General features: G+C 40.2%; 22 protein-coding genes and 2 pseudogenes. 12 read left to right on the top strand and 12 right to left on the bottom strand.

All coding sequences use genetic code 11. The features are described from left to right. Window positions 1-253 precede the first annotated feature (253 nt). The 3 genes and pseudogenes from V7K48_RS29920 to V7K48_RS29910 form a co-directional block, all read left to right on the top strand. The gene (locus V7K48_RS29920; RefSeq protein ID WP_334979825.1) at window positions 254-745 is read left to right on the top strand and encodes a hypothetical protein; all 492 of its coding nucleotides are present in this window, start codon (window positions 254-256) and stop codon (window positions 743-745) included. A gap of 1,358 nt (window positions 746-2,103) precedes the next feature. Next, window positions 2,104-3,219: a response regulator gene (locus V7K48_RS29915; protein WP_335078148.1), complete on the top strand. Its 1,116-nt coding sequence runs from the start codon at window positions 2,104-2,106 to the stop codon at window positions 3,217-3,219. A 57-nt stretch (window positions 3,220-3,276) separates the two neighbouring features. Continuing rightward, window positions 3,277-3,500: pseudogene (locus V7K48_RS29910) on the top strand (response regulator); the annotation flags it as partial. A gap of 253 nt (window positions 3,501-3,753) precedes the next feature. Here V7K48_RS29910 and V7K48_RS29905 read toward each other — a convergent pair. Together V7K48_RS29905 and V7K48_RS29900 are read right to left on the bottom strand one after the other, a co-directional pair. Then, window positions 3,754-3,897 carry a hypothetical protein gene (locus V7K48_RS29905; RefSeq protein WP_335078392.1) on the bottom strand — a complete coding sequence of 48 codons (144 nt, stop codon included), beginning with the start codon at window positions 3,895-3,897 and terminating at the stop codon, window positions 3,754-3,756. A gap of 22 nt (window positions 3,898-3,919) precedes the next feature. Next, window positions 3,920-4,885, bottom strand: coding sequence for an SGNH/GDSL hydrolase family protein (locus V7K48_RS29900; RefSeq protein ID WP_335078390.1), 966 nt, complete (start codon window positions 4,883-4,885; stop codon window positions 3,920-3,922). Between the two features lie 386 nt (window positions 4,886-5,271). Here V7K48_RS29900 and V7K48_RS29895 point away from each other — a divergent pair, with 386 nt between their 5' ends. The 3 genes from V7K48_RS29895 to V7K48_RS29885 all read left to right on the top strand — a co-directional run bounded on the left by V7K48_RS29895 (window position 5,272) and on the right by V7K48_RS29885 (window position 8,607). Next, window positions 5,272-6,624 carry a helix-hairpin-helix domain-containing protein gene (locus V7K48_RS29895; protein ID WP_335078146.1) on the top strand — a complete coding sequence of 451 codons (1,353 nt, stop codon included), beginning with the start codon at window positions 5,272-5,274 and terminating at the stop codon, window positions 6,622-6,624. 203 nt (window positions 6,625-6,827) lie between these two features. Further along, window positions 6,828-7,424, top strand: coding sequence for a hypothetical protein (locus V7K48_RS29890; protein WP_334979817.1), 597 nt, complete (start codon window positions 6,828-6,830; stop codon window positions 7,422-7,424). A gap of 652 nt (window positions 7,425-8,076) precedes the next feature. After that, window positions 8,077-8,607, top strand: a complete 531-nt coding sequence (locus V7K48_RS29885; RefSeq protein ID WP_335078144.1) for a hypothetical protein — start codon at window positions 8,077-8,079, stop codon at window positions 8,605-8,607. Between the two features lie 109 nt (window positions 8,608-8,716). On the opposite strand, the gene V7K48_RS29880 is transcribed toward V7K48_RS29885, so the two are convergent. After that, complete coding sequence (locus tag V7K48_RS29880; protein WP_335078142.1) at window positions 8,717-10,456, bottom strand: ABC transporter permease; 1,740 nt, start codon at window positions 10,454-10,456, stop codon at window positions 8,717-8,719. Window positions 10,457-10,503: 47 nt separating this feature from the next. After that, window positions 10,504-11,829, bottom strand: coding sequence for an ABC transporter ATP-binding protein (locus V7K48_RS29875; RefSeq protein ID WP_335078140.1), 1,326 nt, complete (start codon window positions 11,827-11,829; stop codon window positions 10,504-10,506). Window positions 11,830-12,743: 914 nt separating this feature from the next. Between V7K48_RS29875 and V7K48_RS29870 the strand changes: the two genes are divergently transcribed. Continuing rightward, window positions 12,744-13,058, top strand: a complete 315-nt coding sequence (locus V7K48_RS29870; protein WP_335078137.1) for a hypothetical protein — start codon at window positions 12,744-12,746, stop codon at window positions 13,056-13,058. Beyond that, on the top strand, window positions 13,048-13,416 hold the full coding sequence (locus V7K48_RS29865) for a pentapeptide repeat-containing protein (RefSeq protein WP_334870676.1): 369 nt from the start codon (window positions 13,048-13,050) through the stop codon (window positions 13,414-13,416). The genes V7K48_RS29870 and V7K48_RS29865 overlap by 11 nt, the downstream gene beginning before the upstream one ends. 427 nt (window positions 13,417-13,843) lie before the next feature. Here the strand turns inward: V7K48_RS29865 and V7K48_RS29860 are convergent, their stop codons facing one another. After that, window positions 13,844-14,797, bottom strand: a complete 954-nt coding sequence (locus V7K48_RS29860) for a LysR substrate-binding domain-containing protein (RefSeq protein ID WP_335078135.1) — start codon at window positions 14,795-14,797, stop codon at window positions 13,844-13,846. Between the two features lie 327 nt (window positions 14,798-15,124). Here V7K48_RS29860 and V7K48_RS29855 point away from each other — a divergent pair, with 327 nt between their 5' ends. Next, on the top strand, window positions 15,125-15,820 hold the full coding sequence (locus tag V7K48_RS29855) for a cadmium resistance transporter (protein ID WP_335078133.1): 696 nt from the start codon (window positions 15,125-15,127) through the stop codon (window positions 15,818-15,820). Between the two features lie 94 nt (window positions 15,821-15,914). Next, entirely contained in the window at window positions 15,915-16,592 is a 678-nt protein-coding gene (locus V7K48_RS29850; RefSeq protein WP_335078131.1) for a hypothetical protein, read from the top strand. Window positions 16,593-16,943: 351 nt separating this feature from the next. Here V7K48_RS29850 and V7K48_RS29845 read toward each other — a convergent pair whose 3' ends face one another. Beyond that, window positions 16,944-17,561, bottom strand: a complete 618-nt coding sequence (locus tag V7K48_RS29845; protein WP_335078129.1) for an isochorismatase family protein — start codon at window positions 17,559-17,561, stop codon at window positions 16,944-16,946. A 184-nt stretch (window positions 17,562-17,745) separates the two neighbouring features. Here V7K48_RS29845 and V7K48_RS29840 point away from each other — a divergent pair, with 184 nt between their 5' ends. Further along, window positions 17,746-18,114 (top strand): winged helix-turn-helix transcriptional regulator, encoded by a 369-nt coding sequence (locus V7K48_RS29840; protein WP_335078127.1) that lies wholly within the window; start codon window positions 17,746-17,748, stop codon window positions 18,112-18,114. Between the two features lie 498 nt (window positions 18,115-18,612). After that, the gene (locus tag V7K48_RS29835; protein WP_335078125.1) at window positions 18,613-19,038 is read left to right on the top strand and encodes a YidH family protein; all 426 of its coding nucleotides are present in this window, start codon (window positions 18,613-18,615) and stop codon (window positions 19,036-19,038) included. An 8-nt stretch (window positions 19,039-19,046) separates the two neighbouring features. Here the strand turns inward: V7K48_RS29835 and V7K48_RS29830 are convergent, their stop codons facing one another. From V7K48_RS29830 to V7K48_RS29810, 6 genes and pseudogenes are all read right to left on the bottom strand, one after another. Further along, the gene (locus tag V7K48_RS29830) at window positions 19,047-19,769 is read right to left on the bottom strand and encodes a class I SAM-dependent methyltransferase (RefSeq protein ID WP_335078123.1); all 723 of its coding nucleotides are present in this window, start codon (window positions 19,767-19,769) and stop codon (window positions 19,047-19,049) included. Window positions 19,770-19,939: 170 nt separating this feature from the next. After that, complete coding sequence (locus V7K48_RS29825) at window positions 19,940-20,644, bottom strand: mobilization protein (RefSeq protein ID WP_335078387.1); 705 nt, start codon at window positions 20,642-20,644, stop codon at window positions 19,940-19,942. Window positions 20,645-20,740: 96 nt separating this feature from the next. Continuing rightward, window positions 20,741-20,905 carry a hypothetical protein gene (locus V7K48_RS29820; RefSeq protein ID WP_335078121.1) on the bottom strand — a complete coding sequence of 55 codons (165 nt, stop codon included), beginning with the start codon at window positions 20,903-20,905 and terminating at the stop codon, window positions 20,741-20,743. A gap of 297 nt (window positions 20,906-21,202) precedes the next feature. Continuing rightward, window positions 21,203-21,370 (bottom strand): annotated as a pseudogene (locus V7K48_RS35240) (nuclease A inhibitor family protein); the annotation flags it as partial. 541 nt (window positions 21,371-21,911) lie between these two features. After that, window positions 21,912-23,735 carry an ATP-binding protein gene (locus tag V7K48_RS29815; protein ID WP_335078119.1) on the bottom strand — a complete coding sequence of 608 codons (1,824 nt, stop codon included), beginning with the start codon at window positions 23,733-23,735 and terminating at the stop codon, window positions 21,912-21,914. Between the two features lie 450 nt (window positions 23,736-24,185). Continuing rightward, window positions 24,186-24,902 (bottom strand): pirin family protein, encoded by a 717-nt coding sequence (locus tag V7K48_RS29810; RefSeq protein ID WP_335078117.1) that lies wholly within the window; start codon window positions 24,900-24,902, stop codon window positions 24,186-24,188. Window positions 24,903-25,444 lie beyond the last annotated feature (542 nt).

The following is a 25,444-nucleotide window of genomic DNA, read 5'->3' as shown; positions in this document are numbered from 1 at the left end:
TTGACTTTTGACTTTTGACTTCCGCCTTGCGGTACTAGTTACTTGCGATCTAAAAAAATTGAGTATTTCTAACAGACAAAATATATTCAAATTAATTTTTCAAATATCTTAATATTTCTCAACTAAGTTTAAAAAATCTTGGGATTGGATTAAGAATGAATTAAGAATGATCGCTTTGTAAAGGTTAGTTGATATTACTTGTCAAACTGCCAATGAAGTTAGAAACTAAGAATACAACACACGCAATTATTTTATGACTGCTATTTCTAGCCTTGAATTCAAACGACCAATTTGGCAAACCGCGATCATATTGACTTTGGGCTTTTGGCTCAGTGCTAGTTTAGTTTTAGACTGGGTAATTATGCCTAGTCTTTATCTTTCTGGGATGATGAGTCAAGCTGGTTTTACGACAGCAGGCTATACGATTTTTTGGAACTTCAATCGGATGGAATTATTATCTGCTGCTGTAGTATTGACTGGGGCACTAGCTTTGGGCAAAACCCGATATCACTGGCGGATTGGCACTATTGTTTTATCTGGGCTGCTACTAACTATAGCTATGCTTGACACCTATTTCTTAACTCCGCAAATGTGCGCTATAGGAGTTCAACTCAACCTATTTGAAGCTGCTGCTGCTATTCCATCAACAATGAATTTATTACACGGCAGTTATTGGGTACTGGAAGTACTTAAGCTGGTAGTAGGTGGTACACTTTTAGGCTGGTGCTGGCGGGAGCAATTTTAAGTAGATGGAGAAGTCTAACGCAGAGAATGTCCATTTCTAAATCTCACGTCGAAGACGCAAAGAAATTCTTTGCGTCTTTTTGCTACATATACCTTATAGGTTAATGAATGCGAACGCGGACAATCTTGTATTTATATTTGTGACTTTTAAAACTTGAGATTTTCGGGCAAATTGCTACAATGAAATGATTCACTCGTTTATAAGTGTAATTTAATAAGTATACAAAATTATCTTTTACTGTACATTTTCAGCCTTTCAGGACATCTGAACAAATAAATACTGGAAGATTATATTAATTAGTTTTCATGTTTCCTTCACAGATTTATCATAAAGTTTATATATTTCTGCTAACTTTTTTTGAAAATTATAGTAACCTGAATTTTAGTGAGTACGTTACTTGTTATCTACCATCGAGTTGGAAATAGCTATTTTGCAGGTATGTACTACTAATCAAGAATTTCACTGTAAATTCTTGAATTTGTGACTCCAAATTCTGCAAGGTGACTATTTAGCCCCACACAATATCAGAACCTGTTTCCAGTACTTATAAAGAGATTCCCTTCTGCTGATATAGTCGCCTGTGCATCTCACCACACACCATCATGGCGGCAATTATCAGCTAACTCATACTTGGTCGGAGGTAACTATTCTTTTTGTGCAAGTGATAATTTTGCCCAATCCCAACACTAAGACTTGCTCTACAATCACAAACCTAAGTAAGACATTGAACTTTTTGAACGCTTAGTTTTCAATAATACTTTTTCTCTTGATGAAGTTCCCCTCAAGAATAAACTTCTAACAAAAGTACCCGACGACTTTTGTCACGGCGACAAAAACATAGTTCGCCAGCACTGACTAAAAGCCTTGAGGGAGAGGCATTTACCTCTACGTTATAGTAGATTTTGGTCGCTCCGACTTTAGCATTAGGGGCAAAAAAACTTTTGCAAGAGAACTAAAGTATCTGCAATTTTAAGCTGCAAAATACGGATAACAATGATGCTTTTGTGACTGATGGGCGAGAGCCAATGGTCTGTGTGTGACACTTGAGTTAATGTTAGATTGGCTAGATTAGCAAAAGATACAGAAAACCAATCTAATTTTTGAAATACTATATCCTGGCAACCAGTCGGGCAATTTTGCTATTGGGCAATAGCATGAATTGATTTAGTTGTATTTCGTGCATTATAGCTTAACAGAGATTGGTGAATTAGGAGTTGGGGGGTGTGGAATCTCTGTACTAATTCAAATGTGACCGCTATATTTATCTGACAGTACTCCCAACAAAGTCGCGGTGAATTCCGAAAAGGTAATTCACTAATTTTGCCTGCAAATGTTAATTTTATTCCAAAGCCATCCCAATGAAGACACTTCCAATTAGTAGATACAGATTTTTCCAAAAGCTCCAGCCCCTATCTCTGTTGAAAAAAATCACTGGTAAGTCGGTTACTGGTTGTTTGCAGGTGTTTAGCACGTCAGGCTCTTGGTCAATATATATGGACGAGGGTAAACTAATTTATGCCTGCTACTCAGAGAAAATGTTTGAGCCGCTTTACAGGAATTTGCAACGCTTGAGTCAGCAAATTTCTACTCTCCCTGGCGGAATCAAAGAACAGTTGCGGGCAATATTTGAAACTGGTATTGAAAATCAGGCAATACCGAACCCAGATTATCTGGCTATTTGCTGGTTAGTCAATCAGAAATATATCAGTCCCTCTCAAGCGGCGATACTGATAGAGCAATTGGCGCTAGAAGTTCTGGAGTCATTTCTGAACTTAGAAGAGGGGAGTTATGAATTTATTCCTGAGAGCTTTCTAGATGACATGCCAAAGTTTTGTTATCTAAATCTCCGTTTATTAGTTGAACGATGTCAAACGCCCCAAAGCGTTGGTGTCTCTGAAATAGAAGCCTCTTGTAGAGAAGTAGCTTATCATGAGACATCACCAACTTCTCAATCGCATCCCCCACAATTGTTCCAAATAAATCAGCTACAACCTCAAGCCAAAACAACACCAAAGTTACCTAGAACAAACGGTTATAAACCAGCAGCCTACTCTATTAATACTAATGATCATAGGGGTCAGCGAATCATCCAACCGCCTGCTGAAAAAAAAATCTACACAATCTTCTGTATTGATGACAGTCCTACGGTATTGAGTGCTATTAAAAGTTATTTAGATGAGCAAACATTCTCTGTTGTGGGAGTTACCGATTCTTTGAAAGCTTTAATGCAGATTGTCCGCACAAAACCGGACATAATTTTGTTGGATATTTCGATGCCGAATTTAGACGGATATGAACTCTGCACTTTACTGCGTAAACACTCACATTTTAAAAATACACCTGTGATTATGGTGTCAGCCAAATCAGGATTTATAGATAGAGCTAAAGCTAAGATGGTCGGAGCATCAGGCTATTTAGCCAAGCCTTTTACACAAGGAGATCTATTAAAAGTAATCTTTCAACATATTGTTTAATTTCCTCATCTAAAAAATAACTCCACTTAATCAACATATTTTTTTGGAGATTTAAGGTTGAGTATTACCTGGATCGCTACCATTCTGGTTATAGAAGATTGCCTGAGTGAATTGAAATTATTAGTCATTATCTCAACGATAGGGGTTACAATGTCATTAAGGCGACTAGTGCCAAAGAAGCTCTATAAATAATCTTAGAATCAAAGCCAGATGCGATTGTTACTGATGTAGTAATGCCGGGAATGAGTGGATTTGAATTGTGTCGCTTCATCAAAACAAATCTGACCAAGACTTACGCAAACAATAGCCGAAAAGAAAGATTTTTAGGTAGGGGCAATTCATGAATGCGTAAGTCCTACCGACTTAAAACGGTTGGTACTAGTAATATTCTTTGAAACATCAATGTATTCCATTTTGAAGTGTGGAATGTGGGTTACCAAAATGACTTGCATTGAGTGAGCAATCGAATACAAGATGCTAAAAATAGCACTTTGCAAACCGTACTGTATGGTGATGGCAGAGCGCTAATAAAGATTAAATAACCTTGCCATCGCCACCAGAGAGCAGATTATCGCCTTCTGAATTGTAAGCATCCAAGTAATCGTTACCTGTACCGCCAATAATCGTATCATTGCCACCTTCCCCATATAGCGCATCGTTGCCTGCTTTACCGTTAATCGTGTCCGTGCTGTGAGTACCCTTAGTGAGGAAGTGGTGCCTCCCCCAGTATTTCCAAAAGCGATCGCTCTATAACTTCACTGACAAATTTATTACCTTGCAAGTTGAGGTGAATATGATCATGATACAAAGCTTGCGGGTTGGTAGTTGAATTGAATATCGGTAAAAAGTCTATATAGTTAATTTGCTGTGCTTTGGTAAAATCGTTCAAGCGCTGGCGGGCTTTAATTTCGTAATCGCGGGGGCCTGGTTCAGCAATTTCTCGCAATAAGGGAGTCATGAATAGCAGAAATTGGCTGTTTGTTTGGCGAGTTAGGGCTTGAATTTTGCTGATCGCCTCCAAATTAATCCCAACGCGATCGCCTGCTTCATTTTGCACTGCTTTCATTTCAGGAATTGGCTTTTGCTTGACGATATAACGTTGCCACACTTCCATTAATGCTAAAGGAGGTTTACTATCAGGATAGTTGCGATCGCGTCCTACTGGTAAAGAAGTGGGAGGAGTAGCAAACAAATCATCGGTATTAATTAATAACACTACCGCTTGAGCGTTGAAATTGCTAAACTTCTGTAAATAAGCTAACTCGTTCCTTGGTCCCCAAGAGTTAGCTGAAGCATTCAACACTTCTGCTTCTTGATAATTACTATTATTAGATGATGCCAGAGAACGCATCATTAGGTTGGATATTGTATTAGTCTGATCTGTCCACCAGCCACCATTAGCAATAGAATCCCCTAACATTAGGACTCGCAGCCCAGAAGGTGCAGGCATCTTTTTAATCGGACTACCTCGCATAGAATACTCATTAATTTCAATGCGATTACCAAAACGACGGGTACGCTGGTTAGGAGCCAATAAATAACCAATCTGCTCATCGCCAATGTAAATCAAGGGATTACCAAAACCAAAGAGCGATCGCAATCCGATCTCGATTACCACAAACAATCCCACAACCACCGCCAAAATTACGATCAGCGCCACTTTCACCAACCCACACCCTTTTATACTGAGTTGCTTTTCAACGATAGTAACTGATGCATTGGGCATTGGAAAGAAACAGAGGGGCGGGGTGCAGAAGGGAAAACTTTTCTCCCCAGCTAAAAGATCAAGAGCTTCTTCCCACTCCCCAGACATCTGACTAAGCGGATAACTATGTATTGAAATGTGTTTAATAAACTTTAAAAACAGCAATTATACGGCTATTAACTGCCTATCTAATAGTTTACCAAAGTTTTGATATATTTTGGCTAGTTTTGTGTAAGAGTATATCAGTGTTTTCTAGTGAGATAATTTTGTATTATAGGTATTACCATAGCTACAATTGTCATCATTTTTTTAATTAATTTTGCACAATTTTTTTCGGGTAGGGTAGGATGATCAAAATAGCCACACGTAAATATTTAGGCCAACAAAATGTCTATGATATTGGGGTTGAGCGTGACCATAATTTTGCGCTCAAAAATGGCTTAATAGCTTCCAATTGCTTCAATAAATCCCATTCGACTGCCTATGGTTATGTAACTTATCAAACAGCATATTTAAAAGCTAATTACCCATTGGAATATATGGCGGCACTGTTAACAGCTAACAGTGGCGATACCGATAAGGTGCAGAGATATATTACTAACTGTACAAATATGGGTATTTCCATAGATCCACCAGATATTAATCGTTCTGGCGTTGATTTTACACCGGCAGCGGGAAAGATTCTGTTTGGGTTTTCAGCGGTGCGTAACGTGGGACAGAATGCGATCGCCTGTATTTTGTCGGCGAGAAATGAGACAGGAGAGTTTAAATCACTCGCTGATTTTTGCGATCGCGTGGATTTACGTGCTGTTAACCGCCGGACTCTAGAATCGCTGATTTATTGTGGAGCTTTTGACAAAATTGAACCTAACCGCCAACAGTTAATTAACGACTTAGAATTAGTGTATGATTGGGCACAATCTCGCGCTAAAGACAGAGCCAGTGGTCAAGGGAATCTCTTTGATTTATTAGGCGGCGGATTTTCTTCGACTCAGAATAAAAGAGCAAATAATGCCTTTGAAACTGCTCCCAAATCTAAACCTGTAATGGATTTTACCCCACAGGAAAAGTTGCAGAAGGAGAAAGAATTATTAGGCTTTTATGTATCAGATCATCCACTGAAATCCTTACGGCAAATAGCACCACTTTTAACTCCAATTAACCTTTCGCAACTGGGAGAACAAAGAGAAGAAATAAGGCTTTGTGCAGTTGTCATGTTGAATAACGTTAAAAAAGTGGTTACTAAAAAAGGCGATCAGATGGCAATTTTACAAATAGAAGACCTGACTACCCAATCAGAAGCTGTAGTTTTTCCTAAAACCTATGAACGTATTAGTTCCCTACTCGTAGTTGACACTAGATTGATTATTTGGGGAAAAGTAGATCGACGCGATGAGCAAACTCAATTTATTCTTGAAGATGCAGAACCAGTGGAAACAGTACAAATGGTAATGGTGGAGTTAAATCCCCAGCAAGCAGGCAATATCGAAGAACTACATCGTTTGAAAACAATTTTGCAAGAACAGTCAGGAGACAAAGAAAAGGCAAAAATGCCAGTGATTGGAATTATCCAAACTGAAAATTCTCGTAAACTTGTTCGCTTGGGTTGGCAATTTTGCGTACAAGATTCTAGAATAACTGTCCAAGCTTTACAAAACGCCAGTTTTCTTGCTCATATAAAATCGTTGACTGGTAGCTGACACCAGGAGTAAAAAATCCACTGATACTGAAAAGCAGCTTAAAAATTAGTTTTACTGAACTGTCAACAGTAAATTGCCTTAAGTATTCAGGATTTAAATCGTTTTTTTAGTTACTTATGCGGATGATAATTTCCTTGAGGTAGTGGTATCTTTTTATGCTAATACCCTTAAGGCTGCGACTGGGGGAAGGAGTTAGGAACTTGATGATCGTAAACGAGCTAGGTAAATTTGTTTCATACTGTAAAAAAATTCAACCCCAAACTCATGAGGACATTCAAAAATTTTTTGAAGGAGTTATCTTGTTTCCTTATGATAAGGAACTTCTATTGCAAGCTTATTTATTTCTGAATATTAAAGACTTGTTTCCCTCGTGCGCTGAATTGCTGTTATTTGAAAAATCTCCAATTTCAGATTATACAGATTTAGGAAAGTGTGATTTTGTTTACCTGACCTTTAAAGGTAGTCTGTTTTTAATTGAAACTAAGTTTATTGATACAGAAGCAACAGGAGCGACAGAAAGAAAGAGAAGAAATAAACATAGAAACAAGGTATTTGAGCAAGTTATAACTTTAAAAGGGCGATTTAGTGAATATTGGAATATGAGGCTAGATCAATTAGAATGTGGGGTTTTCACAACTGATTCAGAAGTTGCTTGGCGAGGAAATGGTGTGAACGTCATATCTAAATCAATATCTATAGATCATCTCGAAAAATGGCGAAGAAGTTATCACAGCAGTGAAAAAGTTTCATCTTATCAAGATGGGTCAAAGTTTGAGGGGAAGGTTAATTTGAAAACTTGAGCTTTGACCAAGTATACTTTTTACGGTGATTTGCCCCCCATAACCTTGTACAATTTGCGCTGTGATGCCTGCGGCAGGCTATGATGCTCTCTTACCAGACGCGCAAGGGACGAATACTCGCTCTCAGCGAAGCCATGCCGAAGGCTTTACGCAACTCTACCAGACGCACAAGGGAGGCTATCGGCGTCGCAAGTCCGAGTCCAAAGCCGTCTATTTGGCGAGATTGAACAGTATCTACATCAGGACTTATGCAAAAATCGCCAAAAAGCTTAATTTATCGTAGACACGTAGTGGCTTGCCGCAGGCTACCGCCTTCTCTGCGAGACACTACGTGAACGCGCAGCGTCTCGTTGGCGGAGCCTCTCGAAGAGAAGAGAAGACACCAACTCTTGGAGAGGCTCTGCCAACGCGTAGCGTCTCGTAGAGAAGAACGGCAAGAATCCTAGAGTGTGCGTAAGCCCTACCTAAATTACCGCCCATCGCCGATGCAGAAACGGCGCAGTGGTTTGTTTTACATCCGATGGCCTATCGGTTAAATCCGTCAAATTCCTAAAAGCAACTTCGTCTTTGTCCAACCATAGGTAACCTTGACCCGGAAAACATGTCAGATTACTTGAATAAGTACCAAAAGTCTGACAGGAAAACCATACTAATGAGAATTTGGGCTACTACTGCTGTGCTAGCTTCTTCTTGGCTAATATGTGGGGTCATCGGTTCTGCGCCAATCAACGCTACTTCTGTTTTGGTAGAAAATCCTATATCATCTCCTGCACCAACTAATACAAAACAGATTACTGTTAGTAACACCGAGTTCGGACTCAAGAGAGTTGACTCCAAAGGTAACGTTACAATTTTTCAGACAACAAGAGTGCCACTTCAGGAAGGAAACGTCTATGGATGGCGGATTAAATTCAAAGACTACCAAGGTGAAGTAAAATGGCGCGAAGTCTTGCATTTACCAAAACCTCCAGAAACTTGGGGTACAGATAACGGTGAAGACTTCTCAATATCAGCAGACGGCACTACATCTGTGACACGGCGCACACAGTCGGCTCCAGAGGGTGTAATTGAGAATTTTTGGACGATCGCTCCTGGCGATCCGGTTGGTAAGCATAAAATAGAGGTCTATATTGATGACCGTTTGATCAGTACTTTCGAGTTTGAACTTATTCCAGTCAAGTAGATGTGAAAGGGATTATTGGGTAGGGGCACAAAGCTTTGTGCCCTAAGAAAAATTGATGTGTCGCCAATATTTTTGGAATTAGTATTATTGTTGAGCAGTACACTTATTCTTAAATCAATAATTGATATTTCTCTTGAGCCAGATTGTAAAGAGGTCGCCAAATCAAACGATTGGTCAACACAACCAATAAAGACATGACCACTGTCGAAGCTAACAGTAGAGAGAAATTACCTGTAGCTGTGGCGTGAGAAATAGTTGCCCCTAATCCCGGGGTACTAATTACTCGTCCTTGAAATGTGACGTACTCACTGACGATACTGGCATTCCAAGCGCCGCCAACAGCGGTAATAATTCCTGTAATAAGGTAAGGGAAGATAGCAGGTAAAATTAAGGTTCGCCAGCGTTGCAAAGGTGACAATTTATACACCCAAGCTGCTTCGATCAGGTCTGAGGGAATCGACTGTGCCCCAGCAATGACATTAAACAGGATATACCACATTGTTCCTAACATCATCAAAGCGATCGCACCAATCTGCAAACCGCCAGCGACGCGGGTTAAACCCAAAAGCAGCACTGGAAATAAAGCTGTTGCAGGCACAGAAGCGGCGATTTGTACTAATGGTTGCAACACTTGAGCCAGCCGTCGATTGCGACCGATTGCTACTCCCACGGGTACAGTCCACAACAGTGATAATATCAAAGCAATGATTACCCGCAACGCTGTTAAGGCAGCACCTTTCATTACCTGTTGCCAATCAGCCCAGCCTAAAGTCCGTAATAGTAGCACGGCTTCCCAAGTACCCCATAGGACAATTAAGGTGAAGCCACTAACAAATACCCAATTAAAAAAACTTGGCAAGTTTAGGTTGCCTTTAGAATTTACAGGTACAGAACGCACCGGGAACGACCGAATTAAACTGTCGTCTAAGACTGTTTGTAATGGTTGAAAAACGCGATCACTAATTGCACGTAAAGTAGGCGATCGCCTGATAGTATCCAACACCCATGATTGAGGTGCATTTTCAGTTTCAACCATCTCCAACTTAAATTTTTCTGCCCAAGCAATCAGGGGTCGCCACACAAAAAAATCAGTTGTCACAATGATCCCAATCAGCAGCACTAAGCCCCAGAATATAGCTTTAAAGTCTCTATTATTGGCTGCTGTGCCCAAAAAAGAGCCTAATCCAGGCAAGCGAAAATCTTTATTCCCCAAGGTAAATGACTCAATAGCAATTAAAAAAAACCAACCTCCAGCCACCGACATTACACTGTTCCACACCAAACCAATCACACCAGATGGTAACTCTAATGTCCAAAAGCGTTGCCAGGGATTAAGCCGATAAACCCGCGATGCTTCTAGTAATTCTCGCGGAATACTTTGGAGAGATTGGTAAAAACTAAAAGTCATATTCCAGGTCATACCAGTAAAAATCAGCAAAATAGCTGCTAGTTCTACACCAATTCTCTGACCCGGAAACAGGGCAATCAAAGCTAGTACCACACCTGGTAAAAAAGACAATACTGGAATCGATTGCAGAACATCCAACATCGGAATTAAAATTCGCTCTGCAATTCGGGAGCGATAAGCAGTATAAGCATACAATAGGGTGAAAATTAGGGAGAAAAAGTAAGCCAGCCCCATGCGGATCAGGGTTTGGGCTGTATATCCTGGCAAAGCATTGATGTTTGTAGAAATTATGAGTTCAGGTTCAAAAGTACCGCTAAATTGGGAAGCAGTTCTAATAATTGCCACAATAAAAGATAAAATCACCAGAATCAGTAATCCATCTTGCCAAGTCCAATTGCTACGTCCCAGAGTTTTATTAGCAGGAGTCAGCGGTCGGGTCATAATAGTGGGTAAATAAGAGAACGGGAAGAGTTACTAATGACAACTGACTAATCAGCATTGACAACTTGCTCTAAAAAGATTTGTCCCGATGGCTCATCGTAGCCATATATCTCGGCGTAACGACCCCAATCAACGACGGTTTTTAATTGTCGCTCGGCTTCTTGTGGGCTAAAGTGATTTTCCAGGATATCTAAAACCAGTTCTTCGGGAATGCGTTGATTATTTTTCGCTTCCAGAAGACGGTAAATTTGCTGTACTAAGCGAATATGGGTTAGAAGTTGCGATCGCATGATTTGTTTGCGATCATCAATACCACCATTGACAAACTTTTGCCCGACTGGATTTAAGCTAATATCGCCTTCTGCAAGCTCTACAAAATACATTAATTTTGCAGCTTCCACAATTGGTAAAATATCATCTACTTCTAGTTGCAATTCTTGGGCAAGCCGATATAGGTCTTTTTCCTGACGATCTTCTAAAAGTTCCAAAAGACCTGCAATAGAACCAATTCGCACTGCTGGCAAAGACTGATATTTTGCTGGTAGTGTTGCAGGTTGTACAGAGGTAGTCGCTGGGGGCTGAATTGTTTCTAGTTCTGGGTTCGTGATGATTGTATAAACTTTATCTACCAGGTCTTGAAAACTTGGGTGTTTGCGATCGCGGTAATGGGGTAAAGTCACAGGTAAGTCAGCCCGAATTCTCCCCGGATTGCGTCCTAGTACAATAATCCGATCCGCCATAATTACCGCTTCCTCAATCCCGTGGGTAACAATGAGAATGGCTTGGGTAGGTATCCGACGTTCCAACCACAAATCTAATAACTCAAACCGCAAGTTTTCTGCTGTCAGCACATCCAATGCCGAAAACGGCTCATCCATACATAACAGTTCTGGTTCTACGGCCAAAGCCCTAGCAAATCCAACTCGTTGACGCATTCCCCCAGAAAGCTCTTTGGGATAGGCATTTTCAAACCCATCCAAACCAATAATATCAATCATCCCTAGCGCTTTTTGCCGTCGAGAGTCGGGGGGATCTCCTTTGGCCTTTAAACCCAGTTCCACATTCTCTAGTACAGTTAACCAAGGATAAAGGGCAAAACTTTGAAAAACAATTGCTACTCCAGGATTCAAACCAACTAGAGGACGATTCTGGTATAGAATTTCACCTTGACTGGGAGGGATTAACCCAGCAATTATCCGCATTAAAGTAGATTTCCCTGAACCCGAAGGCCCTAGCAACGCGACTATCTCCCCTGGATGCAACTCTAGATTGATATTTTCCAGGATGACAATCTGCTGACCGTTGGGCTGCTGATAAGATTTGCTGACACTTTTTAGGGCGATCAGGTGTTCAGTTGCTGTTTTAAAGACCATGACTCTTTCTGTAAGGAAATAATTAAATAGAATCTCATGTTGAGGTTATCTTACAATTAAAGCTGACTAAAAATGCCTCCTTCAGCAATTTGAACAGTATGGGAGCCTAGCTACTCCCTTGTATAGTTATAAATTAGCTGCAATAGTTAATAAAATAGATCCACTTATTGCTGCCAAAAAATGACTATTGTCCGAATATTAAAAGGAATAAATTGCTATATTAACTCTAGACATCTCTAGAAAAGAATGTAGAGAGGCGTTAGTGCAGCGGGGCGTTTGCGTTAGCGTCTCGTAGAGAAGCCGAGTCCAATTCCGCTTGTGTCTCTATAAAGGTTCTGGATAACGCATATTTAATTTCACCAGATATCTTCTGTACGTCTGAGTAAATTTGGAGTGATTGCAGATATAAAATAAACAACCGTCCACTATGGCGGTAAAAATAAAAGCTGTCCACAGTCAAATTCGTTGGTGTTTGTTTAGAGGATGTTTTAAAAGTGGGGGAGTATTGTAAGAAAGCTCACAAAGCTTAGAGGATGTTTGAAAAGTGTACTAAAGGTATAATTTGTCATTCTGAGCCTAACGAAGTGGAGCGAAGAATCGCAATTTCTCCTGGGTTAACGAGATGCAATACTTGGCTATCGCTTCATTCAGCATGATATTTTTGACTTTTCAAACATCCTCTCAGAGGATGTTTGAAAAGTCAAAAAAAGCTCTAAGCTCATAGTCTCTGTCTCCCTGCTCCCCTGGTTACCAAGCTTGTCCTGAGTGTAGCCGTAAAGCCTGCGGCATAGCTTCGCTTAAGGCGCAGCCTCTCCAAGAATTGGGTGTAGTCGAAGTATGCTCCCCCTACTCGCCTTAACCTAAAGCTGAGGAGTATCTTAGAAATAGAAGTTGATTCTTGTTGAGTGGCGATCATGAATACAGAAGAATTCTTGCAATTAATTGAAAAACAGCGTCAATGTGCTCAGACACTACCAAAAGGGCTGCAAGCAATGTGGTATGACAAGAAAGGTGATTGGAGCAAAGCTCATGAAATAGTTCAAAATGCCAACGATGCCGATAGTGCCTGGGTTCATGCTTACCTGCACCGCAAAGAAGGCGATTTAAACAATGCTCATTTTTGGTATCGACGTAGTGGTCAGCCAGAGTTTCCAGGAGAACTAAACCAGGAATGGGAACAAATAACTTCTGTATTGTTAAGGAAGGTCAACGCGACGCATGAATGTTGAAGAATTAAAACGGCGTTTTGCCGCAGGAGAAAGATATTTTCCAGCCGTCAACTTGAGTAGAGACAAGCTGATTGGAGCCTATTTGCCTGGAATCAATTTATGGGGATCTGACTTGAGTGAAGCTAACCTAGCTAAAGCTAAACTCTGGGGAGCAGATTTGAGTAGAGCTAACTTAGCCAAAGCAAACTTGACTAGAGCTAATTTAAGTGGTGTCAAACTGAATGAAGCAAATCTTCGGGGAGCCAAACTCAACTATGCCAAGTTGTATGGAGCAAATCTGACTGGCGCTTACTACGATGAAAGCACCCGATTTTCTAGAGGTTTTGACCCCATCAGTAGAAATATGCAGAAGGTGTGAAGGGGATTGGGGAACTCGCTGCCCCTGGAGGGGATAAGGGGCAATGGGGACTTCCCTGCAAGCGGATTTGAGATTACAGCATTTTTCAATTCATCCGCTAGTCGTAAAGAATTCATAGCTTTATTCTGTACGACTAACGCCTTGGTTCTTTATGATTAAATTGGCGAACGCGAACAGCGTGTCCTTTAGGACAAAATATTGCTTTAAATAACTGATTTTGATACATGTTAATCTGAGCCATATTATATCATGTCTGGCAAATTACTTGTGATATGTGATTGCGAGTGCAACGAAGTGCAACGAAGTGCAACAAAGCAATCGCAAGGGTTTGGAGATTGCTTCTCTACGAGACGCTACCGCGAACACTTCGTACCCTACGGGAACGCCAAGGGCGAACGCAATGACAATTGTTCAACCGGACATGATATTACATAGACGATATCAACATTTGTTCAAAGACTTTAGAAAGAGCAGTTTGAAAACGCTGACGATGCTTAAGTTTGAAAAAAGGTCGAACTATTTCTGCGTAGGCGTAGCCCACCGTAGGCATCGCACCGTTGCCCTCTCTATTATCAATAACTCGAATTGCCCGCAGAGTTCCCAACTGTATTTCTTTTTTTACCATCAACTCAGAAATTCCAATTGCAGCGACACCATCTTCGATCGCTGCTTTTGTCATCTCTCCACTGTTGAATACTAAAATTACATCCAGTTCATTGAGATTGATTCCCCAATTTTGCAGGGCTTCCTCAAACCTTTGCTGGGTTCCAGAACCTGGTTCTCGCATCACCCAAAGAGTTTTAGTCAATTGGCTTAAATCAATTTCTCCCCACTCAAACCAAGGGTGTTTTTGACCTACCACAATTTGCAAGCGATCGCTTCCCACAATTTCGTGCTCCAGAGTACTCTGGAGCGCTGGCTTCACATCTCCTTCCACCAAACCCAAATCAAAGTGTCCTGTCGCCGTTCCTACACAAATTTCTTCTGTATTGGCAAGGCTACAGTTAATCTGGATACCGGGATATCGGCTCTTAAACTCACTAATCTTGCTAGGTAGCCAGTAGTTACCAATTGTCAGACTCGACCCTAATTTCAATTCACCCCGTTGCAGATTATTCAATTCTCGCAATCCCCTTTCAGTCAAGGAGACTTGATCAAGAATTTTCTGGGCTTCCACTTGCAATAATTTACCAGCCTCAGCAATCTCGATATGGCGACCAATCCGATGGAACAGTTTCACTCCGTATTCTTGCTCTAAGTTGTGGATCGCTGCACTGACGGCAGGTTGTGTAATATAAAGCTCCTCTGCTGCGCGAGTAAAGTGTAACTGCTGCGCCACAGCCAGAAAGATTTTTAGCTGCTCAAGCGTCATTCCTGCCATTTATGATATCCCTATAACTTGGTGTCAAAATTTTAATCACTTCCATTTATCATTTTGACAAATAAAAGCATTTGATTCTATCGGTTAGTTTGACTAGAGTATAAATCAAGGCTTTGGCACGAACTCAAATGGCCAAAGTAAGGTTTAAAATTCCAGCAGAACAAAGCATATGACGCATCAGTGACAACGACACAGATCATAATTTAGCATTCCTACTCAAGATAGGATTTTTGATCCCAGTATTTTGGATATTGTCAATCCAATCCAAAATATAAAATCCAAAATCCAAAATTGAATGACCAAGCATGAAAATAAGGACTTCCACAAATGAGCGGTTTAGTAACTGCAATTACCACAGGGATCATGGCATTCAGTGCCACAAACATCGATGATATTGTCATTCTGACGTTGCTTTATTCACAAATAAATAAAACGTTCCGCAGTCGTCATATCCTTGCTGGTCAGTATCTTGGTTTTGCTGCATTGATCATTGCTAGCCTTCCCGGTTTCTTCGGTGGACTAATCATACCGCAGGACTGGATCAGACTACTTGGTTTAATGCCAATAATCATTGGTGTAAGTAGTTTACTAAAACGCGAAGAGGATTCAGCAGAGGAAGCCGAAGAAGAAACCGAGCCGTCTTGTCCTTCTATAATTGCCAGTTTTCTGTCTCCGCAAACATGCAATGTAGCTGCGATCGCCTTTGCGAATGGTAGTGATAATATCAGCGTCTACGTGCCCCTGTTTGCCAATTTGGAATTAGATAGTCTGCTGATAATACTAAGTGTATTCTTTTCGCTAGTGGGTGTGTGGTGTTATACCGCTTATAAATTAACCTATTTGCCTGCGATCGCCCAGTTTTTAACTGAGAATGGCAACACTTTTGTGCCTTGTATCTTGATTGGACTGGGTATATTTATTGTTACAGAAAATGTTACTTGGACTCTTTTATCTGTAGTTTCTAGTTATATATTTTCATTGATTTTAGGTTTCAATTCTCAGCCTTCGGGTGAAGAACAATAAAAATTAATTATCTAAAAACAGGTGGATCATGAATTTTCTGAACAAAATGAATTCTATACTGCAAAATATCTTACCCATCAACAGGAGCCAAAACATGAAAATCTGGAAATCTCTGCTAATCGTCTTGATGATTTTTGCTAATCTCGCCTTTGCTCAACCTTCTTTTGCTGATAAACCAAAATTTAGCAAAAACCCTGATTATATCGAAGTCACTAAAGCTCTTAAGCAACTCTCTCAGACAAAAGATACCCAAACTCAAGTTGAAAGTCTGACACCAGAAGAAATTCAAAAGAGAACCGAGGAATTAACACTGCAAAAATATGCTTTAGAGACAGGAATCAATTGGGGTCAATGCGACAACCAAACAGGTAATACCATAGCAGTATACGGCAAAAGACTAAATGATGAAGACAATGAAGATTCCGTATACGCCAATGGTCTGTATTTTCTAGCTAATGGCCAGTCCACTAAAAATAACTGGGATTGTGATGGCATCTATCTAGCGAATGATGTCAAGGTAGCAAATTTCACTTCTAATCCGAATGGGCAAGGTCAAAAATTGACAGGACCAGCTGCTCTCAAGATACTTGATGGAACTCACTTAGTGATTAAGACGAATCCAGATACTGCTGCGATTGAATTAAATGTTCCTACTGTGAAAGTGATTACAGGCAAAGAGGCTAACTGGTTTATCCCAGATATATCACAGGCTCTCATAGATACACGAGTTCCTAATGCGCCTAGTAATCAGTCTTTAAATAGAACTGCATAAGACCTCTTGCATAAATGCTTAAATTGTCATATTGAGCGGAGCGAAACATCTGATGAGATTCTTCTCTCCACTGCGTTCTGCTCAGAATGACATTCCTGATTTTGGGACTTTTGCAAGAGGTCTATAGTCTATTTTTGAATAATTGTTCTAAATTTAAATAGAGTAACAGCCAAAATCAGAGAAGAAACCTGACTTGCACTGGTGAAAAATCTCTCTGATCTTGGCTATTTTCTTAATGATACCTGATTACTTACACTTGCTCTGTACCATCAATTACGAATTATGTTAGCACAGCGTTAGTGACGTAGGAGCGTCATTATGAATTACGAATTACTAGGGAGCATCTAAAGATTAATATGGAGTGCTAGTACCTTCGATGAACTCAGGGGGTAACACATCACTAAACAATAATTGCTGTAACTCGACGCCTTCAGGACGGCTCCAATCTTTAACCAACTCAGCAATCAAAGTGATCGTAGCAGTTAGCACAACCCCAGCATCACGCATTCGCTGCCGTGCTAAATCTTCTGAGAGATGGAATGGTGAACCAGAAGCATCCATAACAGCTTGAACACTGTAGCCCTCGCGCACTGCGCTGATAGCCGGATAAACTAAGCAAACGTCGGTAGTTATGCCAGCCATAATTAAATTAGTACGATTTGTATTTTTGACTGCTTGAACAAAGTTCTCATCATCCCAAGCATTTACAATGCCTGCACGTTTGACTCTTACCTCGTAAGCTTCAGGTAGGCTTTCTGCTAGAGTAGTCATTAGCTTTCCTTGAAACCGCTCCTCTTGGCTACTTGTCAAAACCACAGGGATCTTAAGCACCTTTGCCACTTTTGCAAGAGCAAGAGTATTCTTCTCCACCTCCCTTAGAGGCAAGTTTTTGATCAGCTTCATAGTGCCAACTTGATGATCAATTAGAAGTATAGCCGAGTTTTCTTGAGTGAAGTCAGAAAATTTCATTGTGCTGTTTTCCTCTATTGTTGTCATTAATACAAACAGTTAATCTTGTGAGTGTCACGGTGTATCAAATAAAGCGCGACGTTGAACATTGAGATTATCTTAGAGATTTCTAGACTTCATTCTCAAACGAACATCTTGCATTACACAAGTAGGAACACAAGTGTACGTAGCATCTATCCTAAACATGGCTCAATCACCTAAAATCCTCAACGATCATCCTTATTTACGGCAGACACTAGAACTGGTCTCTGACAAATGGGTTACAGCAATCATCTACGTCCTATCCCAAGGTACGAAACGCTATGGTGAGTTGCATAGAGAAATTGGAGACGTTTCACAACGAATGCTAACTCGTACTTTGCATGATTTAGAGAGAGATGGTCTTGTGAAGCGCAAAGTCTATTTTACTAATCCTCCTACTGTAGAGTATTCATTGACATCACTGGGAGAAACTTTAGTTAAGCCACTTCGTCTACTGTGTCAGTGGTCAATAGATCATTTTCATGAAGTAGAAACTGCTAGAGAAAGTAAAGACAATCATCTAGACAGATAAATTCAGGACTTACGCAAAATTATGAAAAGCGAACCACGTTCTTTGCGTGTCTCGTTAGAGGATGTTTTAAAAGTCCTATTTTAGGTATCAAAACGTTCTATATTCCTCTTAAATCCCCGTTAAATTGGGGGACTTTGATTCTGGCTCTCCCCTTTTTAAGGGGAGCTAGCGCGGGAACAGGGGGTTTCCCCCTTTCCTCGACTGGCGTGGCTTAGGGGGGATCAATAAGTGCCTAAAATCACAGCTAAATACTTTTCAAACATCCTCTTAGAAAAGGACGCAAAGTACACGAAGGAATAGGAGTTTTAGAGAGTTATTGCGTAAGTCCTAAAATTATTAGATATCTGCATTAAAATAAATTTGGAAAAAATGTACAATCACAAGAGGTATATTTCATTAGTGCAACTATTGCGCTGGGTGCAAGTCATCTGCAAGGAGACTTGCTATTACCTCCGCATTTTTTTGAGAGGAGCCTCTTTGGGTATAAGGGTATTATTGATGCAGTTATTGAAACCTACAGAAGAAGATAAAGAGAAAAAAAAGCCAGGACGACTGAATCCGTCCCGAATCCGAGATCACTTGGCAAATGAGCGTACCTACCTCGCTTGGATGCGGACAGGGATCGCTCTTTTAGGTTTTGGTGTCGTCATCGTGCGTTTGCGTGCTTTCCAAGTACCTTTGATACCCCGTCCCGGCAACGGCTGGAAATTAGGTTTAGTCTTCTCGCTGGTGGGTTTAATCACGGTATGGCTCTCAACAGGACACTATTTCGCAGTCCGTCGTGATATCGAAGAAGATACTTATGAACCGACAGATCGTTGGGTGCTGCTGTTCAGTCTCGCCGTGATGATTCTTGGAGCTGGGGTCATCTATTTTGTTTTTACAACTTCTTTAGATCCATCAAGTCTACTTATCCCTGAGTAACAGTATTTTTAAAACCGCACCTTATACAACTCGAATAATTCCCCTGATTTCTGCGTTACTACTTTACCACCAGCCGCTTTAATCGTTTTTTCCCACTTAGCCAAAGGCTCTAAAAACACCTCAGCCCCTAAATAGGTTTCCAGAACTGCCCAATCTTCTGCTAAAGGCTGTTCTGGATTGAGAACGTCAAACACAAAATGTCCACCTGGTTTTAACACCCGCTTGACCTCTGCCAGTACAGCATCCCAATATTCGAGTGGAAAATAGCAGCTGAATCCTGTTGCGATCGCTAAGTCAAACTGTTCTGATGAGTAGTTTAACTGATGGGCTGCTCCCAACTCAACACCTTTGAACAGCTTAGAATTCAACTGCGGCCCACGGGAATTAAGGGTATCACGGGCCACATTACTGATTTCTTGCCCATAAAAAAATGCTTGCCAATCCCGCCAAGGATAGATTAAAAAGCTGATACCACAGCCAATATCTATACAGTGCTGGTTCTTTTGAGGTTTAGCAATTTCCCAGAAAGGGGAAGCAATTCTCCCTGAGAAACTCCCTGCAATCCACTCACAGAATATCGGCATCGCCTGGACTTCGGTTGGGAGTTCAAAGGTTTCACGTTGATACTCTCGGTTAAAGCGATAGGCTACTTGGGCTAATCTTTCGTCCCAGTTTGTTGATTTGGGTGAAGCAAAAAGATTTTGGAACTGCGAATCGGACTTTTTAGACATTAGGTTTTTGCTGCTCTTTCTAAGGATTGTAGTCAAATTCGCTTTGCGATGTCTGTTGACAAGCCACTTATCTACAAGAGGCTACGCCAACGTGTCTACGCACCCCCATCCAATTTCCTGCTGAGGTTTGTCTGAAGTCATTGATACCAATGACCAATGACTAATGACTGCTATTCAACTTTTTCATCCCAGATACCTACTTTCTCAAAAGCACCATAAGCAAGCTTCAGAAAATTCATTACTCTCTGTCTCCCAATTATCCCAAATTCTTTATACTCTCTAGCCTCTGCAAACGTCAGGTGATTTTGGTCAATTATGTTTCTTTCTCTAAATGCTAACTTTGGAAAATCTAGAACTTTTATGTGATATTTATTTACTATGTTCTGAAAGTTGGAATCTGACTCTATATGCTCCCAATCATCACATAGCCCTAAATTCCTCACCAGAATATGAGGGATTTTCTCACCGTAGGTATTCACTGACTGAGTAAACAGGTTGATGCTGTCGTATCCTCCTGTTGATACAAACCATTTGCAAAACATCACTCCCTGCCAACTTCCTAGTTCAATTAGTTGATTAGAGTCAATCCACCCTTGTACTGCTCTATGCGATTGTGCGGCTAAATTCACAATTACTGGCTTCTCTATCGCCCACTCAAATATTCTATCTGCCTTATTTGCCTGTCGTTCATTCTCACTAAACACAGCATACTTACATATCTCCTTATATACCCCTGCGACATCTGGATTCGATCTATCTGTCTCCACTGGTACAAACGGGATTTTCTTATCCAGACAATACTGAATCATTGTCCTAGTAAAGAGAGACTTTCCTACCCCGCCTTTTTCACCATCCACAAAATGAATCGTCGGCATTACAGCCACCTCTAATATTAAAGTCTGATATATCTTTGCCAGGCTAAGAACTTTTTGGCGGTTTCCGCCTAGTTGTTTTGGTAGTTTTATAAGAAACTATAACCTTTCTTCTAAGCCGATTGAAGCTGAATTTTGCAGAAAATAAACCTTCTCTGGCGGTAATAGTTCTTCTTTGTCCTTCTCTTGTAGCTTTTCTAGAGAAGCTAGAGTCGCTTGGAGTTTATCAATAGGAATCTTTTGTGCTGGGGTTGTGCGTACCATTTGTTCTGTTGAATTGGCTCAAAATTTAATTAATCCTATCACCACACCCTCTTGTTTGATTGATCACATCATATATATTATAGGATTTACGCAAAAAGGCAGTTCAGTTAAAGCCAAAAACCTTAACCTGTGTAGATTGGGTTGAGGAACGTAGCAAGATTCCGAAGGGTAAACCAACATTTTTCGTGGTTTGTTGGGTAACACGAATGTTCAATTCAACCTATAACTTTCTAATATACCCAGTAATTTTTGTGTTTTGGGGTGTATAAGTTATTTTGCTGAAGTGTAGGATTTAAATTATGGATTATACACAAATTCGCACTTTATATATAAACCAGCCCAATCTCCACACGGAGTTTCGCCAATTATGTATATATTTTCCTGAGTTAAAAAGCTAAATCTGTACATCATTACCTCTGGAAAAGTATTATGTAAAAATTGGTTTAACTTTTCGTATTTTCCATATTTTGCTGCTGAAGCACTAACCCAATATTATAAATATTCCTTGTCAAGATAAAAATTATGAAATCGACTTATTTCTAGTATCACCGAAGCTTGTAGAGCCTTGGCAATCACTCGTTCTTTAGTTTCAGCTACACCATAGACAATTTGATGGGCGTAACTATAGTAATAACCATCACCAAAATCTCCTTCTAAATGAATTGTTCTTTATTTTAATATTCAAGGATGAATCCTATAGTTGAGTATATTCTTCTAAAACCGTTGTTAAGGTGGCGGAAGGTTGAATAGGCGACATCAGGAATACGTCAAAACTATTGTGATTTTGTATCCCTACCTTTAGAATTCCCAATGCGATCGCCAATCCGCACCCCAATCGAGAAATTTTGCTCTAACAGCCATCAGATCAGGGAAGGGGCTGGGGGGTTAGGTTTTTGATTACTGTAATCGATGCTTTCGGGTTGGCTTGCTATTTTCGGTAAGACTCGGTAAGGCTGCGATCGCAAATTCTCCAGAATCAACAGAGTGTTTAAAAGGAACCACCACTTTAAACTACATTTTTTCCAGGGTGTATTGGAATCTCAACCACAAACTTTGTTCCATCATCTGATGTCGAATTATACCAAATATTACCACCGTGTTTTTCTACAATAATTTGATAACTAACAAATAATCCTAGTCCCGTCCCTTTGCCTATAGGTTTGGTGGTAAAAAAGGGGTCAAACAACTTCAAGCCAATTTCTTCGGGAATACCCCTGCCATTATCAGCAATTGAGATAGACACTAGATTGTCTGAGGTTAGCTGAGTTTGAATCCAGATGCTGGGTGTTTTGTGTTGTTCATTAATTGTTTTGACTGACTCTTCTAAAACATCTATAGCATTTGTTATGATATTCAAAAATACCTGATTCAGTTCCCGAGCATAACACTGCACCAAAGGCAATTGACCATATTCTTTGATAATTTTAATTCCAGTAGCATCTGCTTTTGTCTGAAGGCGGTGATCCAAAATTATCAAGGTATTATCGATACCAGAATGAATATCCGCTTCTTTAAAAGAAGCTTCATCCAAGCGGGAAAAATTTCGTAGTGATACAATAATATCCCGGATGCGTTCTGTACCGACTTGCATCGATTGAAGAATGTTGCTGAGGTCTTCTACAAGAAAGTTGAGTTCTATAGAATTAAGTAGTTGTTGAAGTGATGGGGGTGGGTTGGGATAATGCTGCTGATAAGCCATCACTAATTGTAGTAAGTTTTGACTATATTCATTTATATGGTTAAGGTTGCCATAGATGAAGTTGACAGGATTGTTAATTTCGTGTGCTACTCCTGCTACCAGTTGCCCCAAGCTAGACATTCTTGCTGTTTGAATGATTTGTGCTTGGGTTTGTTGCAATTGTGAGAGTGTATGTTGAGCAAGTTGAGCCTGATCACGAGCTTCGGTATAAAGTTGTGCCTGTTTGAGAGCTATTAGCAGTTGACGATGAGCGTAGATGTAATCGAGAATCAGTCCAGCCAAGGGCACTAAGTAGGCAATAATTTTCAAAAAGTGAGCAATATTAAAATGATTATCAAACAGAGCCGTTGAGCCAAAAACCATGTGCAATTGGGTAGCAACATTGGGAATAGTACTAACAATTAGAGCATGAGAGAATAAACTAGGATACTTGTGCCAAAAGCGTGGATAAATCAGAATGCCAGCTACCAAAAAAAGAATCAAGGGTATGATATCCCAAGGTCGAGTAATAATTGATTTGGGAAAGATAGTTTGTGGCAAGGTGTGACTGGTGGCGCAAATAGCAATTATGCTGTAACAAAATAACCCAAAGCCTAAAGTCACTACAACTATAAAATTGAAACTACCTTGCCACTTTTTGGGTTTGCTGATCAGAAAAATACTGACGCCAATTATCGTCACTAACGCATTGCAAAGTCGGCAAAGTGCCCAAGTAAAAGGGATAAGCTTACTGTTATCAGCAACGGCTTCAATTAACCTATCAGCAGCTAGGGTGTGAAATGCATCTATTAGTCCGGCGCACAACAAAGTCACCCCAATAATTGGTGTAATAATATCGCTTTTTATATAAAAGTGAGCAAAAGCTAGAATAATAGTGAAGATGGCAGTACAGACAGCACTCCATTCTAAAATTGTATGAACGAAGCTTCCTTCTAAGCTTTGGTAAATAGCTTCTTCCAAAAATCCTAAACTAGCAGGATTACAAATAACCTTTAAATTCCGGGATATCTGACTGGAAGCAAAGCTGACTCCCAACAAATTTAACGCTGATGGCAATAAGCAAATTAGCCCTATTGTCCAAATTAACTGAACAGGAAGTTTTAGTGTTTGCTCTGTTGATGTCGTTACCACAACCACCTCTGGCGTAGAAAGTAATGGGTAGAAAAATAGAACAAAGTGCGTTGGACTCTATTGTGAACACAAACTTCACTTTTTCTTTTTCTTAGAATTCCCAAAAAGCATTCGTCTCTAACTACCGGAGTGTTGTAGTGGTGATACTACAAGCAAATTATCTTATTTTGGCATCTTATCCAAACTACAAGCGAAAAATTTTGTTATGGAAACTCTTAATTAAAAAACTTTTCAATCGACTTATAAAATTATTTGTGAAACTGCACAAAATCAGGCTTAGTGAGACAAGTCGCTCTAAGCAGCTTTTTCTATGCAACCTCACAGGTAATTGGTATTAAGTGAATTTCGGCTATCAGCCAGAGATTTAAATCTCTGGCTGAAAAATAATTAAATGCAATATTCTGAGTAAAAGGCTCATTTAGATGAGCCTTTTAGCAGATAAATGGGATATTAACCCAAATCGAAAAGCAAGATTTCTGCACCGATATTGGTACTAATTTCTAACTGTTCTTCGCCGTTGATTTGCACTCCATCGCCTGCTCTGAGTTCCTCGCCATTCAAGTCAACTATGCCTCGTGCTACTTGTAACCAGGCATAACGACCAGGTTTGACTTGATAATTAACAACATCACCATCCTCTAAAACAGATGTATATAAATCAACATCTTGGTAAATTGTCACAGCACCATCGCGCCCATCCCTAGCAGCAATTAAGCGGAGTTTGCCGCGCTTTTCTTCTAGAGGAAAAGTTTTTTGTTCATATCTTGGTGTCAATCCTTGTTGCTCAGGAAGAATCCAGATTTGCAGCAAGTGTAGTGGTTCAGTTGGCGAAGGATTAAATTCGCTGTGGCTGATTCCAGTACCAGCACTCATAATCTGTACATCACCGGGATGAATTATCGAGCCAGTACCCAAGCTGTCTTTATGCTCTACTGCGCCTTCTAAGACGTATGTGAGGATTTCCATGTCGCGATGACCGTGGGTAGGGAATCCAGCACCAGGGGCCCCGCGATCGTCGTTAATCACCCGCAGAGAGCGAAATCCCATCCGGTTAGGATCGTAAAAACTACCGAAGGAAAATGTGTGATAACTATCGAGCCAGCCTGTTTGAACGTGACCACGGGAATTACGATCATGAATTAAGTGGGTAATTGTATTTTGAGACATAAGTTTTCCTCTTTGTTAATGAATATTTAGTTAGGAGTCACTCAATTTTTGATTTTAGATTTTTCCTTCAATTGCCGAAGAGATTTTTTAATTCTTCAACCTTGTTTTGAACTATTTCAATAGTAAAGCATGTACATATAAAATGAAAAGTACGCACTAAAAAGTGGCGTACTTACCAAAAAGATACTGTGAAATTTTAATTTAAATCAGTCGTGCTAGTAGGGTGTGTTCTGCCGTAGGCTAACGCACATTTAATGGTCGCTCGTTCTGTACTTTTAGTTATATATAGTAATCCTATCTGAGCTGTGGAAAATTATTTTGTTTAATGAACCAGGACGCATAGACTACGTTCGCGGAGCCTCTCGTAAAGCCTGCGGTATAGCTACGCTTAAGGTGCAGCCTCTCGTAGAGAAGAGAAGTGGCTTCCCGTAAGGTAGGACGCAAAGTGTAGAAAGAGAAATTTTTACAAATGATTTAGGACTGCTATATCAATTCTGGATCAAGATGTCCTATGAAATGGTGCGTTAGGCTAAAGCCGTAAC

This window comes from Nostoc sp. (genome assembly GCF_036919615.1).
Lineage (GTDB): Bacteria > Cyanobacteriota > Cyanobacteriia > Cyanobacteriales > Nostocaceae > Nostoc.
The sequence above is the reverse complement of the archived record's forward strand: the minus strand, read 5'-3'. Positions and strand labels throughout refer to the sequence as shown.

Coding starts and splice junctions, on each gene's coding strand:
- V7K48_RS29920 (WP_334979825.1), top strand. CDS start 254: ATGACTGCTATTTCTAGCCTTGAATTCAAACGACCAATTTGGCAAACC.
- V7K48_RS29915 (WP_335078148.1), top strand. CDS start 2,104: ATGAAGACACTTCCAATTAGTAGATACAGATTTTTCCAAAAGCTCCAG.
- V7K48_RS29895 (WP_335078146.1), top strand. CDS start 5,272: ATGATCAAAATAGCCACACGTAAATATTTAGGCCAACAAAATGTCTAT.
- V7K48_RS29890 (WP_334979817.1), top strand. CDS start 6,828: ATGATCGTAAACGAGCTAGGTAAATTTGTTTCATACTGTAAAAAAATT.
- V7K48_RS29885 (WP_335078144.1), top strand. CDS start 8,077: ATGAGAATTTGGGCTACTACTGCTGTGCTAGCTTCTTCTTGGCTAATA.
- V7K48_RS29880 (WP_335078142.1), bottom strand. CDS start 10,456: ATGACCCGACCGCTGACTCCTGCTAATAAAACTCTGGGACGTAGCAAT.
- V7K48_RS29875 (WP_335078140.1), bottom strand. CDS start 11,829: ATGGTCTTTAAAACAGCAACTGAACACCTGATCGCCCTAAAAAGTGTC.
- V7K48_RS29870 (WP_335078137.1), top strand. CDS start 12,744: ATGAATACAGAAGAATTCTTGCAATTAATTGAAAAACAGCGTCAATGT.
- V7K48_RS29865 (WP_334870676.1), top strand. CDS start 13,048: ATGAATGTTGAAGAATTAAAACGGCGTTTTGCCGCAGGAGAAAGATAT.
- V7K48_RS29860 (WP_335078135.1), bottom strand. CDS start 14,797: ATGGCAGGAATGACGCTTGAGCAGCTAAAAATCTTTCTGGCTGTGGCG.
- V7K48_RS29855 (WP_335078133.1), top strand. CDS start 15,125: ATGAGCGGTTTAGTAACTGCAATTACCACAGGGATCATGGCATTCAGT.
- V7K48_RS29850 (WP_335078131.1), top strand. CDS start 15,915: ATGAAAATCTGGAAATCTCTGCTAATCGTCTTGATGATTTTTGCTAAT.
- V7K48_RS29845 (WP_335078129.1), bottom strand. CDS start 17,561: ATGAAATTTTCTGACTTCACTCAAGAAAACTCGGCTATACTTCTAATT.
- V7K48_RS29840 (WP_335078127.1), top strand. CDS start 17,746: ATGGCTCAATCACCTAAAATCCTCAACGATCATCCTTATTTACGGCAG.
- V7K48_RS29835 (WP_335078125.1), top strand. CDS start 18,613: ATGCAGTTATTGAAACCTACAGAAGAAGATAAAGAGAAAAAAAAGCCA.
- V7K48_RS29830 (WP_335078123.1), bottom strand. CDS start 19,769: ATGTCTAAAAAGTCCGATTCGCAGTTCCAAAATCTTTTTGCTTCACCC.
- V7K48_RS29825 (WP_335078387.1), bottom strand. CDS start 20,644: ATGCCGACGATTCATTTTGTGGATGGTGAAAAAGGCGGGGTAGGAAAG.
- V7K48_RS29820 (WP_335078121.1), bottom strand. CDS start 20,905: ATGGTACGCACAACCCCAGCACAAAAGATTCCTATTGATAAACTCCAA.
- V7K48_RS29810 (WP_335078117.1), bottom strand. CDS start 24,902: ATGTCTCAAAATACAATTACCCACTTAATTCATGATCGTAATTCCCGT.